The organism is Klebsiella sp. CN_Kp104, assembly GCF_040064515.1.
GTDB lineage: Bacteria > Pseudomonadota > Gammaproteobacteria > Enterobacterales > Enterobacteriaceae > Klebsiella > Klebsiella aerogenes.
In genome coordinates, this window is sequence record NZ_JBEAII010000045.1 from 83764 (window position 1) to 97413 (window position 13650).

General features: G+C 53.2%; 14 protein-coding genes. All 14 read right to left on the reverse strand.

Annotated elements, in window-relative coordinates; all coding sequences use genetic code 11:
• Position 1 precedes the first annotated feature (1 nt).
• The 14 genes from ABLU80_RS23310 to ABLU80_RS23375 are packed head-to-tail and all read right to left on the reverse strand — an operon-like array spanning position 2 to position 13646.
• Positions 2-1804, reverse strand: a complete 1803-nt coding sequence (locus ABLU80_RS23310) for a hypothetical protein (protein WP_348850506.1) — start codon at positions 1802-1804, stop codon at positions 2-4.
• The gene (locus ABLU80_RS23315) at positions 1801-4320 is read right to left on the reverse strand and encodes a hypothetical protein (RefSeq protein ID WP_348850507.1); all 2520 of its coding nucleotides are present in this window, start codon (positions 4318-4320) and stop codon (positions 1801-1803) included. Before ABLU80_RS23315 ends, ABLU80_RS23310 begins: the two co-directional genes overlap by 4 nt.
• A gap of 11 nt (positions 4321-4331) precedes the next feature.
• On the reverse strand, positions 4332-4871 hold the full coding sequence (locus tag ABLU80_RS23320; RefSeq protein WP_348850508.1) for a hypothetical protein: 540 nt from the start codon (positions 4869-4871) through the stop codon (positions 4332-4334).
• The gene (locus ABLU80_RS23325; protein WP_348850509.1) at positions 4871-5335 is read right to left on the reverse strand and encodes a hypothetical protein; all 465 of its coding nucleotides are present in this window, start codon (positions 5333-5335) and stop codon (positions 4871-4873) included. The genes ABLU80_RS23320 and ABLU80_RS23325 overlap by 1 nt, the downstream gene beginning before the upstream one ends.
• Positions 5335-7812: a hypothetical protein gene (locus ABLU80_RS23330; RefSeq protein WP_348850510.1), complete on the reverse strand. Its 2478-nt coding sequence runs from the start codon at positions 7810-7812 to the stop codon at positions 5335-5337. Before ABLU80_RS23330 ends, ABLU80_RS23325 begins: the two co-directional genes overlap by 1 nt.
• Positions 7812-8417: a hypothetical protein gene (locus tag ABLU80_RS23335; RefSeq protein WP_260767375.1), complete on the reverse strand. Its 606-nt coding sequence runs from the start codon at positions 8415-8417 to the stop codon at positions 7812-7814. Before ABLU80_RS23335 ends, ABLU80_RS23330 begins: the two co-directional genes overlap by 1 nt.
• Complete coding sequence (gene gp10, locus ABLU80_RS23340; RefSeq protein ID WP_348850511.1) at positions 8417-8740, reverse strand: capsid staple protein; 324 nt, start codon at positions 8738-8740, stop codon at positions 8417-8419. The genes ABLU80_RS23335 and gp10 overlap by 1 nt, the downstream gene beginning before the upstream one ends.
• A 50-nt stretch (positions 8741-8790) precedes the next feature.
• Positions 8791-9138 (reverse strand): hypothetical protein, encoded by a 348-nt coding sequence (locus ABLU80_RS23345; RefSeq protein WP_348850512.1) that lies wholly within the window; start codon positions 9136-9138, stop codon positions 8791-8793.
• 10 nt (positions 9139-9148) lie between these two features.
• Positions 9149-9586, reverse strand: a complete 438-nt coding sequence (locus tag ABLU80_RS23350) for a Bbp16 family capsid cement protein (protein ID WP_079953708.1) — start codon at positions 9584-9586, stop codon at positions 9149-9151.
• A gap of 53 nt (positions 9587-9639) precedes the next feature.
• Positions 9640-10626 carry a major capsid protein gene (locus tag ABLU80_RS23355; RefSeq protein ID WP_348850513.1) on the reverse strand — a complete coding sequence of 329 codons (987 nt, stop codon included), beginning with the start codon at positions 10624-10626 and terminating at the stop codon, positions 9640-9642.
• A 14-nt stretch (positions 10627-10640) separates the two neighbouring features.
• Positions 10641-11339 (reverse strand): peptidase, encoded by a 699-nt coding sequence (locus tag ABLU80_RS23360; protein WP_348850514.1) that lies wholly within the window; start codon positions 11337-11339, stop codon positions 10641-10643.
• A gap of 11 nt (positions 11340-11350) precedes the next feature.
• The gene (locus ABLU80_RS23365; RefSeq protein ID WP_047062726.1) at positions 11351-11674 is read right to left on the reverse strand and encodes a hypothetical protein; all 324 of its coding nucleotides are present in this window, start codon (positions 11672-11674) and stop codon (positions 11351-11353) included.
• Complete coding sequence (locus ABLU80_RS23370) at positions 11671-11970, reverse strand: hypothetical protein (RefSeq protein ID WP_116348964.1); 300 nt, start codon at positions 11968-11970, stop codon at positions 11671-11673. The genes ABLU80_RS23365 and ABLU80_RS23370 overlap by 4 nt, the downstream gene beginning before the upstream one ends.
• Positions 11967-13646, reverse strand: coding sequence for a portal protein (locus ABLU80_RS23375; RefSeq protein WP_348850515.1), 1680 nt, complete (start codon positions 13644-13646; stop codon positions 11967-11969). The genes ABLU80_RS23370 and ABLU80_RS23375 overlap by 4 nt, the downstream gene beginning before the upstream one ends.
• Positions 13647-13650: the final 4 nt, after the last annotated feature.

Genomic DNA, 13650 nt, shown 5'->3' on the forward strand with positions numbered 1-13650 from the left:
ATTAACCTCTCAAGAAACATGTCACAGCCACATCGAATAGGCTTGAATCCTGCATTGCCTGTTCGCTTTCTCTATTGGCCTCGTCAAGCACCTCGCGAGCACTACGAGACTGCGGGTTACCATCGTCATCAAGAACAGTAATCATCATGTCTGGCGATTCGCTTAGAGAATCCTCGGCAATGCGTAAATCCATATCTCCAGCCTGATCGGCCGTCGGTTTCTGCTCTACTTGTCGAAGTGATGTGGCTGTATCAAACGGCGCCACCTCATCAGCGGTTCGAACCTCAGCGGTTTTATAGAATGAAAGCGCCTGGGCATTGAGATCGCTCTCTGCCTGCTGGCGATGAGCCAATTCTGCTCGCGCCTCATAATTAGCACCGCCAGGCTCATGCGGTGCCAGACTCTCTTTAGCGGCTTGTAGTCGGGAAGATGTTTCGTTTATCTGTTTATCTAAACTGCGTAAACGTGATTGTTTTTCTGCTCTGGCCCTGGAAAGAGCAGCGCCACTTCCTGAAACATCTTCAGCCACAACAGCATTTCTCTCATCCCTTAACTTTTGCAGCACTCGCTCGCCATTAGCGATCTCGGATTGCAGAGCTTTCCGCTCTCCTCGGCTAATAACTTGTGATGCTTGCTCTTCGAGAATGCGCGTTTCAACTGCTCTGGATGCGCTCCCCTCATCTGCATTAAATAACGCTTCATCAATCGTTTGGGCTATAAGGTTTTTGCGCCCAGGGATATCACTGAAGGATGCTGGCTCTGCGATGTTAGCAACATCTACCGGGCGCCCCTCACTGACATCACGCATAGCTTTCTGCAAAGCCTGGATGTGCGCATCACGGGAAAGCACATTGACTGGTACGCCAGGAGCAACATCAATTTCTGCATGGTGAGAGGCATTAGCCGATAATGCTGCATCTACTTCAATTGGTGAGAATTCCGGGGCGCTCATTGATTCACCACGAGAATTCATGAATCTTCCAATCCCACCGAAAGCGACACCTAAAACGGCATCGATCGCTATAGCCTGCTTGTCAAAAACATCATATTGGCTAGCCATTTCATCATAACCACCAGCCCGCAAAGTTTGTGCCGTCAGTCCTCGCTGGGCCATTCCGAATGCGATGTTTGTTCCGGCGGCATAGGCAATATCTGGTGCAGCCCTGGCTGCAGTTGCCGCTGCATTTCTGATAGCGCTTTCACCGGTTCTGGCTAGCTGCGCGCCAACACTTTCAGCTAAAGCACCACCAGCGCGCAAGCCTAGACTCATTGGGATAAGTGTGCCTGCGCCAGCAGTGATCCCCTGTATTAAGCCAGCTTCCTGAGCTGTCCCAAAATCTACTCCCTCGGCTTTCAGCCTCTCAAACTCTGAAAACCCCTGAAGTGATGTAACAGCGGCAGCACCACCAGCAGGACCGGCAAGAGCAGTACCTACCACTGCCTGCCCGCCCATATCAAACAGTCCATAAAGAACCTGGCCTGCAGTGCCGGTAGTAGCAGCATCTGGTGTAAGACGCTTTACTTGCTGCTGCGCCAGGCTTCGCTGCTCCGCAATGTAAGCTGCAGAAGTGTCATTTATTGGCGTGTTGTCATTAACAAACTGCGCGATCGGTGACACTAACTTATCCATTCCAGCCCAGAGAAGCTGATCTGGCTTGGCAACCAGACCGGAATACAGGCCAGATGCCGCTGCACCAAAAGTATTATCAAAGAAACCAACGTCACTGTTAAACCCTGCCGGGTTTGAAACAGCATCATCCAGTTGTTGGTTTTGATTTACTGGGTTCAGGCCGAAGTAACTCATTGCGGAATATCTCCAGAGAAGCGTTGTTTCTGCTGCGTGAGGTCAATAACAACAGGAGTCCCATCACTCTTCAGCAAGTAGCCTGTGCCTAGCTTTACAAGGTACTGACTATCGCCATAACTCTGCAGGCCATACTGCCCTGAAGGAGCTTTTATACCCGCGCCAATCACCTGTGTTTTCCATGCCTGGTCTACCTGCTTATCGAATTGATCAGCTGACATACCCCACGGCAATAAAACGCTTCCCATGCCGTTATAGTCATGCACTCCGCCCGTTGCTACGTTAACAGCCTGCTTCCAGGTGTCATTGTCAATTTCTCCAGATACAACGCCTTTCTTTGCCATTACGCCAGCGTAATAGCTCTTTGCAATGTCATAAGCCATTGCCGCACCATTGGCATCACCAGCGAAAGCATCTTTTACAATGTCAGTAAAATCTGGCATCAACTCAGAATCTTTAGGCATTGCAATTCCTTTGACATCATTGGTTCCCTTTCTTGCTGCCGCACCTGAGAGGATGGTTTGTGCTGCTGTTTCCGGGGATACATTAACGTCTGAACTGAACCAGCTTTTTTCAGCAACAATACCTCCGGGCTTGTCCATCAGGATCCCTGCTACAGCGGCTGATGGTGCGTTGGTGCTAATTTGTTGCAATGCAGCCATATAGACCTGCCCGCCGCCGGTGCTCTGCCTGATGGTGTCGAGGTATGCAGACTGTTGCGACACTGGGGCATCGCGGAAAAATGTTCCGATTTGGTTGGCCTCTTCTTTGGAAAAGAAAGTAAGAGGAGTGCCATAGCTCTTTGATAAACCAGAAACCTGAGAAGCACGAACAGCTATTGTTTGCCCAAAGTTATTCTGGTTCGTCATGTCAATTGGCTTAGCCTGGCCAGAGGAAAGGGAGAATTGAATAGGATCGGCCTGGCGCTGTTTAATCACCTGATTTGCGGCGGTAACCACGCTGTCATAAAGCGCAGCGCGCGAGGCGTAACCTTCCCCAGTTTGCTCCGGCGTCGGCTCAAGCTGTTTGACGTATGCAGTGATGCTACTGGTCGGCATGTTGCGGAATGAGCCAATGTACTGCCCGGCGATCTGCGTATTTTTGAACTCGGTATATCGCTGGTTACCTTCTCGCACGCCATACGCCCTCAGAAACTCCTTCTCTCCTGGCGGGTCAGGAAACTCTACACCGCGCATATAGGCGGCCGTAGCATCGCGAACCTGACCATCAATCTGTGTTCTGTATTCCGCCTGCTGCTGCTTGCGGATCTGGTCTGCCTGACGCAGGAATGCTGCCTGTGATTCAGGAGACGCAGCATCAAAGGCGGCGTTACCCGTGTAGCGCTTGTTACTGGTAGGAAGCTGTGAAAGCCCTAGCGCAGCGCTGACGCCAGTAGAAAGCTGCTCATTGCTATACGGCTGGCTTCCATTTTCATGCTTGATAATGGCGGCGCACAGCGCCTGCAGAGTATCAGGGTTTGAAGCATCAAGAGGCTGGTCGGCCTTTACTCCGAGTTGCGCGCAGACTGATTTGATATAAGCGGCGGTGTCATTGTTATCTGACGGCGGCGCCCAGCGGTTAATGATGTCGCTGACGGTATCAATCCCCTGGCGCTGGTACGACAGCAGGTTACGCCCAAGCGCGCGGATCCCGTGTTCCGGAGTCTCGAATTTTGCAAACCGGCCATCACTACCAGTTTGGCCTACCCATGGATTTGATGAACTCGCCTCGAGGTTTCCTGGGTTATTGTTGCGAACGCCGCGCGGGCCATCCGCCGATACTTCACCACCACCGCCTGCGACAGCACGACGTGAGCCGGCTACCGTGTCGCTTAATTCACCGTTGCTCTGGATAAAAGCGATTGAGTTTTCAGCAGACCATTGTGAAAGCGCGCTATCAGCTACTTTCTCTTTGAATTCTATTTTCTTGGCCTGGATCTGTTCAGGGCTCCAGCCATGCGCCGCGCCGAAATCATCTATCTGCTGGAAAGCCTGCTGGTTTGCGAGAACGTAGTTTGCATTATCGCCATACATCGTTGCTGCAGTTTTGGCGCCAGTCGCCAGCGTGGCCTGAAACTGTCCCTGCTCATAAGCATTCAGTTGGCTGATTTCATGGCGCCCAGCCTGCGATGTGAACTGAATACGCTGCTGTTGAGCCTGCTGCAGGAACCCCTGGCGGGCTGACTCAGGCAACTGCATTACCAGTTCCTGCGCCTTTGCGTCAAACAACTGGGTGTACTCCTGGCCTTTGCCAAGAGCGTTTTTACCCTGCAAGTTAAGCAGACCATTTTGCGGGTTAGTCATCAGGTCACTGGCGGCTTGCGTCAGTTGCAGTGATGCGTCCTGAGCCATTGCAACATCAGCGCGCTGTTTGGCCTGACCAAACAAGTCGATCGCCTGAGTGCCAACGGCGCCCAGCGCATCGGTAATGTTTGGCTGATTTACGGCCTGAAATCCCTGGGTGGATACGCCGCGGCTTTCGACCTGGCGGCCGGTGACGGTAGGTACGACTGGCATGAATTATCTCCTTATCGCCCGGTTTTGGTGCCGACGGCCGCAGATATTGGCGCTGATTTCTGACTGAATGGATCCCATGTCCCACCGAATGTTTTATATGCACCAAAGGCATTAAGAGGCGCAGAAAGCAGGGTCGTGGTTGCATTGGCTTTGCCAGCACTACGAACACCTTTAGCCTCTGCGTCATAATTAACAGACTGGATCTGATACCCATACGCCTCACGCTGTGCGTTGTTCACAGTTGTAAGCGCATCAAGCGTGCCAAACTGCGCAGTGTCGCCGAAAATGTCCAGTGATGTGCCAGTGCTTAAATCAGCCCCTGTCGCTCCCATCGTGGCAGCCTGGGTTCCCGCTGCCTGCCGGTTTCGACGCTGCACCTCTGCCGCCTGAATGTTTCCTCGGTTAACGGCATCCTGCGCCTGTGCTTCAGCAATATCCGCGTTCTGGCTAGCTACCGCTGACTGATATTTTGATTGCTGGTTCTGGTTGTAGGCTGACATCGCACCTATAACTAATGTCGCGCCGGCGGCGATCGTTGCTGGTTCGCACATTATTTTCTCTCCATGTGGAATCGATGAAACGGCAGGCCTTGCACGCCATACGGCGCCGGGTCTTCCAGGGTAAAGCCAAGCCAGTGGAGCCACGCCTTTGCGACGTAGTTTCTGGCATCAACATAGTTTTCAAGATACGGGTAAACCGTCAGCATTGCATTGACCACTTTCCGGCAGCGGCGCAGGAATGTGCGCTGATATTTTTCAAGGGAATCAGTGCCAACCAGCCAGGGGATGCCACTCCCACCAATCATTGAAGCCGGCGCCACACCAAAGATTGTCACCACCTTGCCGTTAACCAGCCCGGCGCAGCAGAACGTTGATGTTTTGAGGCCGCATTCCAGCACTCGTTTTGCGCTCCAGCCATTGGTTGCAGAAAACTCCTGCAGGTCAGCGGCGCGCACTAACGGGAGAATTTCAGCGATATGAGCAGCCGTGGCCGGGACGATTTGAGCATTAATCATCAGAAGTCTCCCACCGTAATACGCGGTATAACAGCCAGGACAGAAAGAGGTAGCGGGTCAGTCTGTCGGATCTTTAAACGTCCGTTCTTTTCCCAAATGCTGTCCAGTTTCACTTCTACTTTCCCGGTAGCGTCTTCAACAGGATCGTCGTAAAACTCAAACTCGCGCTGTGGATATTCATACCACTGGCCGCCGGGCGTGGACGCCCATATCCCTCTGCTGGCATTTACTACCAGCGTTACGGTGCTGATTAGCTGTTTCTTGTCCAGCAGCGTTTCCTGGCCGTTAATATTGATGTCCAGCGTTTCGAATTGTGCGTTTATCGGCAACCCGATATGCACCACACCGCCAGGCTTTTCGAGCGTTACGGCGCCGCCGGTGACGACTTTCTGCGGCTCTACGCTGGCGTCGGAAAGAATGTTGACGGTCTGCCCTTCCAGATGCTCAAGCCCTGAAAAGGTTTGTCTGGCCATTGTCCAGTTTGCAGTTGCGGTATTTTGGAGAACTTCCGGAATATCGCGGTTTGCGGTTATGGTTACTGAGTTGCCGCTTTCCACTGAAATAATGTCACAACGCAACTGCATGGCTACATCAGTGCCATCAACCGGATCCGTACCGGTATACGGAAACTGAATCTGTGCGCCGACGTCGCCGGCGGAAAAGTACGAGCTACCGCTCATTGTCAGAGTGTACGGCACCTGATAACTCCAGCTACCGCTGCCGCCGCTTATCGTTGCTGCTCTGCCTGCAGTGTTTCGTCCGTCATAGCTGAGCCCGCTGTCAACAAAGAAAGCATCGAGGTCGTTAGTAAACTGCCTACTGGACAGCCGCTCAATGTAGCGTACAACCTGCCCGTTAATGGTTCTGTTTACCACAAAGTAAATGGCGTCTTCACTGCCTTCACCGATGCCGCAGGTACTTTCATATTTGCCGGCGCTGGATTGCGGAGACCAGGCAAAAACCTGCTGGTCACGCAGATATGTAAGGACCAGTAATTTACCGTCATCACGCACGCAGAACGCGCTGGAGAAAGGCACGATACAGAATGACCAGTCAACAATGCTGCGCTTCTGGAAAAGGTGGTTAGCGAGTATTGTCAGGTCATTACCCTGGAACCCATCAACATCAAACGAATAGGCCAGGTCCCGCACAACACTACCCTTTCCCTGGATAAACAGTGCGATGTTTGAAACCGCTATCGGCGGCACATCGCTGCTACCATTTGAACCCTGGGAACTCAGAGAGAAAGAGGAAGGCGTAAGCACTTTGTTCTGATCGCCGGTGGCAACAAACTCCCCGCCGGAGGTAAGAACAACCAGTGATCCAACATCAATAAGATGGCGGATCTCGTTCACCTGGCGCCCGGCGTAGGTATAAACGATCCGGTCATCATCCTGAACAGGGTTACTTTTTCCGAAGTCTTTATAATCGCCAGTACGGCTGGCCCAGATGGTTTGCGGATAAGCTGAGGAAGCTGCGAAGTACAACCGCTGCTGGTAATAGACGACCGTCGCCGGATAGCCATTGACACTATTCCATGCATACCGCGCCCACTTATAGCTCGCCTTGTCTGAGCCTACGGCATTTTCAGGGATACGCGAAATAACGTCAGCAGTAGCAGACAGGCCGTCGCCGGCGACAGCAGTGATCCTCGCGATACCAAATCCACTGTGCAGGTATTCCCACTGCACACCAGTATCATCGTCACCAGTACCGCCCCATCCATCCCAGGCCATCCCTTCGGTATGCGATGGTCGCAGCGTACCGGTTTTACCTGCTGTGTTCGCCCGGTAGTAATTGCTGTCGGCGCGGCGGATATCATCAATTGCGGTGGTCTTACTGGTTTCCCATACCGGAACTGAGTCAACGGCAGGCTGCTCAAGATAGAATAATTTCCCTACCTGCTCACTGCCGAAAATGGCACTGCTCGCAGTGAGAGTGATCGCCCCGGTCGTGCCGCTGGCATAAACGGTAACTGATTCATCGACGTTAATATCTTCAAACGGACCATTCTTTGTTTCGACGTCGACAATCTGCCAGTTGTCATGCGCGTAGCGTCGTAGTTCTTTTGGCGGGTATGAAGGATGAACGATCGTCATCACATCTGCACTTTGCGTGAACTTCAGGCCGAAAACGTCGCTATCAGCATACGGCGTCGCCAGTTCGTAAATTACATCGCCAGTGGTCAGCACAAGGCCGCCATCTTTGATAACGCGCATATAGTTGTGACCAAACTCCAGCGCGTAGGTCTGAACCGTTGAGAACTGGAACGGTATCAGGCGACATTTACGATCAGGGTATTTTGCCGCGGCGATAAACTGTGTTCCCGGGCGGTTCTCTACACCGCCATACTGGCGCACAATAAAGTTATCGCACTTGCGCAGCGCCACCTGGTACTTGGCCATATCAATGCGGCCGTATAGCGATGGCGCAATCTCTCCGCCGGAGAAACTCGGTTGTATCCAGCTAACAGCCATCAGCACATCCTCGCTTCAGTAAAGGGGTCAACAGGCGGTTGCGGCTCCTGCGATTCGTTCATGCTGTGCGAGCTGGCGCTAAGGATGATCCGGCTATACATGCTGAGAGCGTTATTGCCCAGGTCAGCATTGCCAGTGAGTACCATGTTAATAGCCGCGGCCAGGCGCCAGGATAGCGCTTCCTGGAAAATTGAATCGAACATGTTCACATCAGTGATGCGCGCCACATATCGCAGCCACGCCTGCGGCAGGTCGGTGTAAATCAGGCGCCCCGTGCCGGCGCTGTCTGCGCCGACGGTATACTGCACACGCATCGCTGCATTTGGGTACCGGATACCAGGAACAGGGATTTCAATAATCTTCAGGCAGTCCGTTGGGTACGTATACGCGTAATCCCAGTCCAGCGGCGGATTATTAGTGTCAGCAAGCGCTACAGTCTTCGTGGCAAAGTTCCAGTCGAAATCTGCCAGGACAGCATCACGAATTGATTCGTAATAAAGTGAACATTGCCCGGCTTCTTTGCTGGCTTCATTCAGGCTGTTAATGCTGCGGTTATTGCCGATATTGCTCAGCGCGCGGTTGCAAATTTCGATAACTGAGGCCATTACTCGCCTCCTTCACCATATAAAGTTTCAGCCGCGGTCTTCGGTTCTTCACCGGACACTGGTGCAAGTGCCATATCAGTGATCTGCAGATCCGCACTACGGAAAGTGCCATCGTCGCCTTCACGTGCCGAGATGCCTTTAATCACTGCTTTAGCCGTAATCATCACCTCAGTGCCAACATTCTGCGGCTGCGCCTTCAGCTTATTCAGGGTGTCATTGTTCAGTGTGATGCATAGCCCCCACGGATATTCATCGCGAGTCTTCGTTTCACCGCTTTCATCCTGGTAGCTGTCGGTACCGGTTTTGAGATTGACCATTTCCATAGAACGCTCCTACAAGAAAGGGGCCTGAGCCCCTTGGTTTAAACTGAGGCTCAGACGCCTAAATCTTTTCGCTTCTCGGCGATCTTCTCGCGGAGCGTTTCGGGTTTGGTGTTGTGATGCGGCTTCTCGTTAAAGAGCAGTTCATACTCTTCGCGGAGCTTATCCAGAGCATCATCACCGCCATGGCCTTCTTCGTTCAGCGGCTCAGACTGTTTGACTGCATTGACCACTGCAGCCTTGCCAGTGACTTTAGCTTTAGCCGCCTTTGCCGCTTCGTTCAGCGGCTCAAGCGCAGAGCCAGGAACGCCGTCATATTCAACCTCAGAGCCTTCCGGCCAGAGGTTGTTGTGAATATGAGACAAACGCAGCACGCGGTATTTTGCTTTTTCTGCTGACATCGATATCTCCTTAGCCGGTCACTTTAGAGCGAGTCGGATATGGGGTATTCGCATCAACATCCAGGTTAATACCGGAAGTGAACGCGCCGGCGGTAAGAGGGCCAGTGCCAACCGTGTAGTTAACGCGCAGATAGCGCATCACACCTGCGGGAACCTTCGCGGATACCACACGCTTACCAGCCTTCAGAGCCGCCAGCGCCAGCGCGCCACTGTCATAGATGGTCGTCCATGTGCTGTTGTCAGGGCTGGTCTGCAGCTGCACATTGACGGTTGCGGCGCCAGCAGCGGTAGCAGTGGTGTTAACCATCGCCCAGAACTCCAGCGGATAACCAACGCCGATATCACGGCGGGTGCCGTCGATTGGCCCCAGGTCAATCACGTCGGTAGAAGCAGCAGTGGCAGTAACCGCCTGCGCTTCGGAGAACATCAACAGTTTGTCGAGGATCATCTTTGTTTCTCCATTGAGCCGCCCGGTAGCGAGCGGCTGGTTATAGTCAGGGGTTAAACCACGCGGGCTTCGGTTTCCAGCAGCGCATCGGTTTCACGAATCGGAACGCCGCGGAAGCTGGTCCACCATTCTCCCTCGGTCTCTTTGACGCTGATCGCCAGGGAGGATTTCTCCAGAGACTGAAGGTCAAGAGCCTGGGCTACGGTACGGTTCATGTAGAACACCGGGCGGCCCATGCCACGGTTAGGGATGCGGTGCAGCGCTTTCACCATCAGCTTGGAGATGTTCGCCGCGGCCGCAGGGTCGGACAGGTCGCTAATATCGATGTTCGCGATGCGCACGACATAGCGCCAGTCACGCAGGCAGAGGCCGTTATCCCACTTGTAGTGGGTGCGGTAGCCTTCATATTTCCCGCCATTAGGATCATCAAGAGTTACCTGGCCCTTGTTTTCCATCTGGAGCCCAGCTTTCTGACCTTTCGGGAAGATGCCGTGTACGGTGTTTTCACCCCACACCACCAGCCAGATAGAGGTGTTATCGGTACCGGTACCGCCGGCGTCGATAATGTTCTGTGCGTTAGTTGCCGACAGGTCTGAATAGCGAGAAGACAACCCCATAAACTGCTGCGGGTTAACGCTGGAATCACCGTAGAACAGGGTTTGAGCCATCTGCTGATTCATCGCTTCAATGAATGCACGATCTTCAGACAGACGGAATTCAGCGGTATTACCGTTAAGGTCTGCCAGTGATTTATCGATTTCCGCATAGGTTTCCAGCATGCCGCATGCATCTGTAACCTGCACAGTGGTAGATTTGCTCGGCTGCACGCCGTAGTTCAGCAGGCGCCAGGTTGCAGAGGGAAGCCCTGAGCGAACAGTTGTTCTATGACCTGTAGGTAGGTTTCCTTCAACGATCAGCATGTCCTGCAGGATCGGGTTGGTCTGGGAGAGAAGCTCTGTGATTTTATCAGTCTTCCCATCTGGGTCGATGCGCTTACCCCAGTCAGCCAGCGTCAGCGCATTAATGCCTTTAACAGCCATGGTTATATCCTCTCTTATTTGCCATATAGCACTTCGGCCGCACTAAGCTGACCGTTTTCTTTACCTGTCACCATGCCGTCTTCCGACATGGCCTTACCTACTTTGATAAACGCCTTCACCAGCTCCGGATGATTGCCAAGACCAGTACCGTTCAGGTATTCCTTCAACTCCGGCGTACCGAAGGTATCCAGAGCGCGCTGCGCAACGCCGAGGTTTGCCGTCAACTTGTCGCCACCGATTTCTTTATCGGCCTTCACAGTTGCCGCCCACTCTTCAGTTTGCGCCTGCCATGCTTCCGCCTGGCGCTGCTGGACACCTGCCAGAATCTTCGGGTATGCATCGACCAACTTCTGCGCCTGCTCATTGGTCAGGTTCAGTTCGCGCGCTACCGGTTCGAAATCTTTCAGCGCTTCGGTATCGAGGTCGACGCCCTCGGCGGCAGTGAATTCATACTTCTCTGGCGCACCATCAGGCTTGTCGTCATCTTTCTTTTCTTCCTGCTTGCCATCATCAGGCGCTTTGCTTTCCTCCGGCTTTTCCGGGTCTGCGCCGTTTTCTGGAGCGTCAGAAGCTGCTTCTGTCGACGCAGGGTTACCAGCAGGATTATCACCGGCCGCCGGTGCAGGTTCGGATGCCGCAGCCGGAGCAGCGCCGCCGTCAGCAGGCTGCTCATTGCAAAGGCGGCGATACATCAAACGTTCGAACAAAGTCATTGCTTATCCCCTTAAACAGGAATTGTTTTGGCTTTTAGCTGCGCAAGGACAGCGTTCAGCGTGGTACGAATCGAAGCGACATCCGTCAGAAGCGCGTTGTATTTCGTAACCAGGTCGTTATGGTCAGTAAGCAGACCAGCTACATCAGAGGCACTCGATGCAGTGTCTGCGGTAGCAGTTGCCGCAGCGGCTGCTGCGATAGTGGCGCCCAACTTAACTCCGCCGTAATCGGTAGTTGTTGGTGGACCAATAACCGCAGCGGCAGGATCTGGAACCTCAACAATCTGTTTATTGCCATCAAAGCGGACGATGCGCTGTTTTTGTAACTGGCTCATTTGGTTACCTCGTTAGCCTCTGCGGCCATCTTCAGATACTGATCAGGGCAATGCACCATGACGCGCTGGAACAGCGACAGCGCATGGTTGCGCTTACCTTCGTTAAATGCTGTAACGTATGGGTCTGGACTGAAGCAGGCTCCAAATACCTGGCCTTCAACCAGGATCTGCCAGACGACGCGGCGGCCTTTCTCGCTATCCATGACAAACTTGATATCGTCGATATCGCGCTGCTCACGCTCGCGCGCCTCTAGTTCACGCTCCGCCCTGAGTTTTTCGTCATCGATATCTGTCATTGCTGACCTCCTGCAGGTGCGCCGACGGCGCCAGAGATAGCAGTAAGCACGCTCGGATCTGCGGTCTGCGCTTCACTAAGCGTTTTGGCGCCTTGCGCCGCAGCCATACCCATTGCCATTGCCTGCTGCTGCTTCTGCTGCTGAGCACGTTCCTCACGAATCTGGTTAACCTGTTCCTGAGGAACAATGACCGTTGGCGATACGCCGGACATTTCAGCGAAAGCGTCAATGGCCTGGTCTGTATCAAGCTTGTCGAGCGCTTCAGGTTTGACCTGAGCAAGCTGGCCAATAAAGCCAACGGTGGATGACAGACTTGATAGCCCTATAGATTTCTGCGCCTGCGCCATGACAGAGATGTATTCAATCTTCAGTGGCATTCCCTGAAGTACATCTGGCGGAGGTGGTAAAAGGTTTTTGCGCGCCATGATGGAGAAGGTGCGATCGATAAGCGGGTTCAGGCATTCATCGTTCAGACGCTCAAGCACAGGGCCCAGCATCAGTAACTTCTCTTCTTTCATCTCGATCACTGCCTCAACCGGCATAGAGCGCGTGTTGATGTTCTGCAGCATCATGAAGAGGTCGACGAAATAGGCGCTGTTAATCATCTGCCGCGTATCCTGAATGTCAGCAAGCAGATCAGCAGTATTCGGGTTTACCAGGTAGGCAGGTTTTAATCCTTCCTGGCCTGTCATCACATCCAGATACGTCACATCACCAGGAAGAAGAGAGACGCGCTGTGATCTGAGTGAAGTTGGACCGATCATCGGCGGGTTAGTCGCCTTGTCGATTAACTGGCTTTTGCGCTTCTGCTCAAGCTGCAGAGCTTTAACCTGACCAAGAGCGATCATGCCAGGGCAGGATGAACCGTAAACGTCCTCGCCGTTAACTTCCCAGCGCGGCGCCATAATCGGAAATTCATCGAAACCAGACTCACGCAGCAGCTTGTCGTTATCTCCGCCGACTTCGAAATAAACGGATTTGACGCGCTTGTTTTTGCTGTCCAGCTTTCCGGTATCGCGGTCGATGTTTGGATATACGGCATGAATCACTTCGATCCACGTTTCATATGATCCGGACTCCCACAGCCCTTTTACGGAGGCGCTGACGTTGCTCATACCGAATTCCATCACCAGTTGACGCACGGTCATGGTGAATTTGCGATAGCAGGTATCGACGCTGCCGCGCGCAGAGTTCGCCAGGTAGTAACTGCCGATTGGGAACATCATGGTGCGGATAACGTCTTCGTCATCCTCCAGAACTGCCATCGCACCAGTGCTGTAAGTGCCGAGGCTGCTGTAGAGCAGTGGCAGAGACTGATACAAATTCGATTTGTTGTAGACCTCATTCATCCGGCGCTGGACGGCTTCAAGCCACAACTTAACCGGGCCATAGTCCATCATGTCAGGATCCGGTGTTGCCAGCTTAAACCAGGGGCGCGCCGGTGAAGTAATTCCTGACATCATGCCGCTTGATAGCGTGCGGTTTGCCAGCGTCGCTGTTGGGTCAACAGTCTTTGAATTACGGCGGTCATTGCGATTGACGTCAGTGACCAGGAATCGGGATCCGCGCGGGTTGATAAAGTCGCTCAATTCGCGCCAGTGCGGCTCGAACGAAGAACGATCGTTATTGAGCAAAGCCACCTGCTTCAGCAGTTGCTCTTTAATGGTTTCCGCCATATCC

Coding starts and splice junctions, on each gene's coding strand:
- gp10 (WP_348850511.1), bottom strand. CDS start 8,740: ATGGAAATGGTCAATCTCAAAACCGGTACCGACAGCTACCAGGATGAA.
- ABLU80_RS23350 (WP_079953708.1), bottom strand. CDS start 9,586: ATGATCCTCGACAAACTGTTGATGTTCTCCGAAGCGCAGGCGGTTACT.
- ABLU80_RS23310 (WP_348850506.1), bottom strand. CDS start 1,804: ATGAGTTACTTCGGCCTGAACCCAGTAAATCAAAACCAACAACTGGAT.
- ABLU80_RS23370 (WP_116348964.1), bottom strand. CDS start 11,970: ATGACAGATATCGATGACGAAAAACTCAGGGCGGAGCGTGAACTAGAG.
- ABLU80_RS23365 (WP_047062726.1), bottom strand. CDS start 11,674: ATGAGCCAGTTACAAAAACAGCGCATCGTCCGCTTTGATGGCAATAAA.
- ABLU80_RS23360 (WP_348850514.1), bottom strand. CDS start 11,339: ATGACTTTGTTCGAACGTTTGATGTATCGCCGCCTTTGCAATGAGCAG.
- ABLU80_RS23320 (WP_348850508.1), bottom strand. CDS start 4,871: ATGTGCGAACCAGCAACGATCGCCGCCGGCGCGACATTAGTTATAGGT.
- ABLU80_RS23335 (WP_260767375.1), bottom strand. CDS start 8,417: ATGGCCTCAGTTATCGAAATTTGCAACCGCGCGCTGAGCAATATCGGC.
- ABLU80_RS23330 (WP_348850510.1), bottom strand. CDS start 7,812: ATGGCTGTTAGCTGGATACAACCGAGTTTCTCCGGCGGAGAGATTGCG.
- ABLU80_RS23315 (WP_348850507.1), bottom strand. CDS start 4,320: ATGCCAGTCGTACCTACCGTCACCGGCCGCCAGGTCGAAAGCCGCGGC.
- ABLU80_RS23325 (WP_348850509.1), bottom strand. CDS start 5,335: ATGATTAATGCTCAAATCGTCCCGGCCACGGCTGCTCATATCGCTGAA.
- ABLU80_RS23345 (WP_348850512.1), bottom strand. CDS start 9,138: ATGTCAGCAGAAAAAGCAAAATACCGCGTGCTGCGTTTGTCTCATATT.
- ABLU80_RS23355 (WP_348850513.1), bottom strand. CDS start 10,626: ATGGCTGTTAAAGGCATTAATGCGCTGACGCTGGCTGACTGGGGTAAG.
- ABLU80_RS23375 (WP_348850515.1), bottom strand. CDS start 13,646: ATGGCGGAAACCATTAAAGAGCAACTGCTGAAGCAGGTGGCTTTGCTC.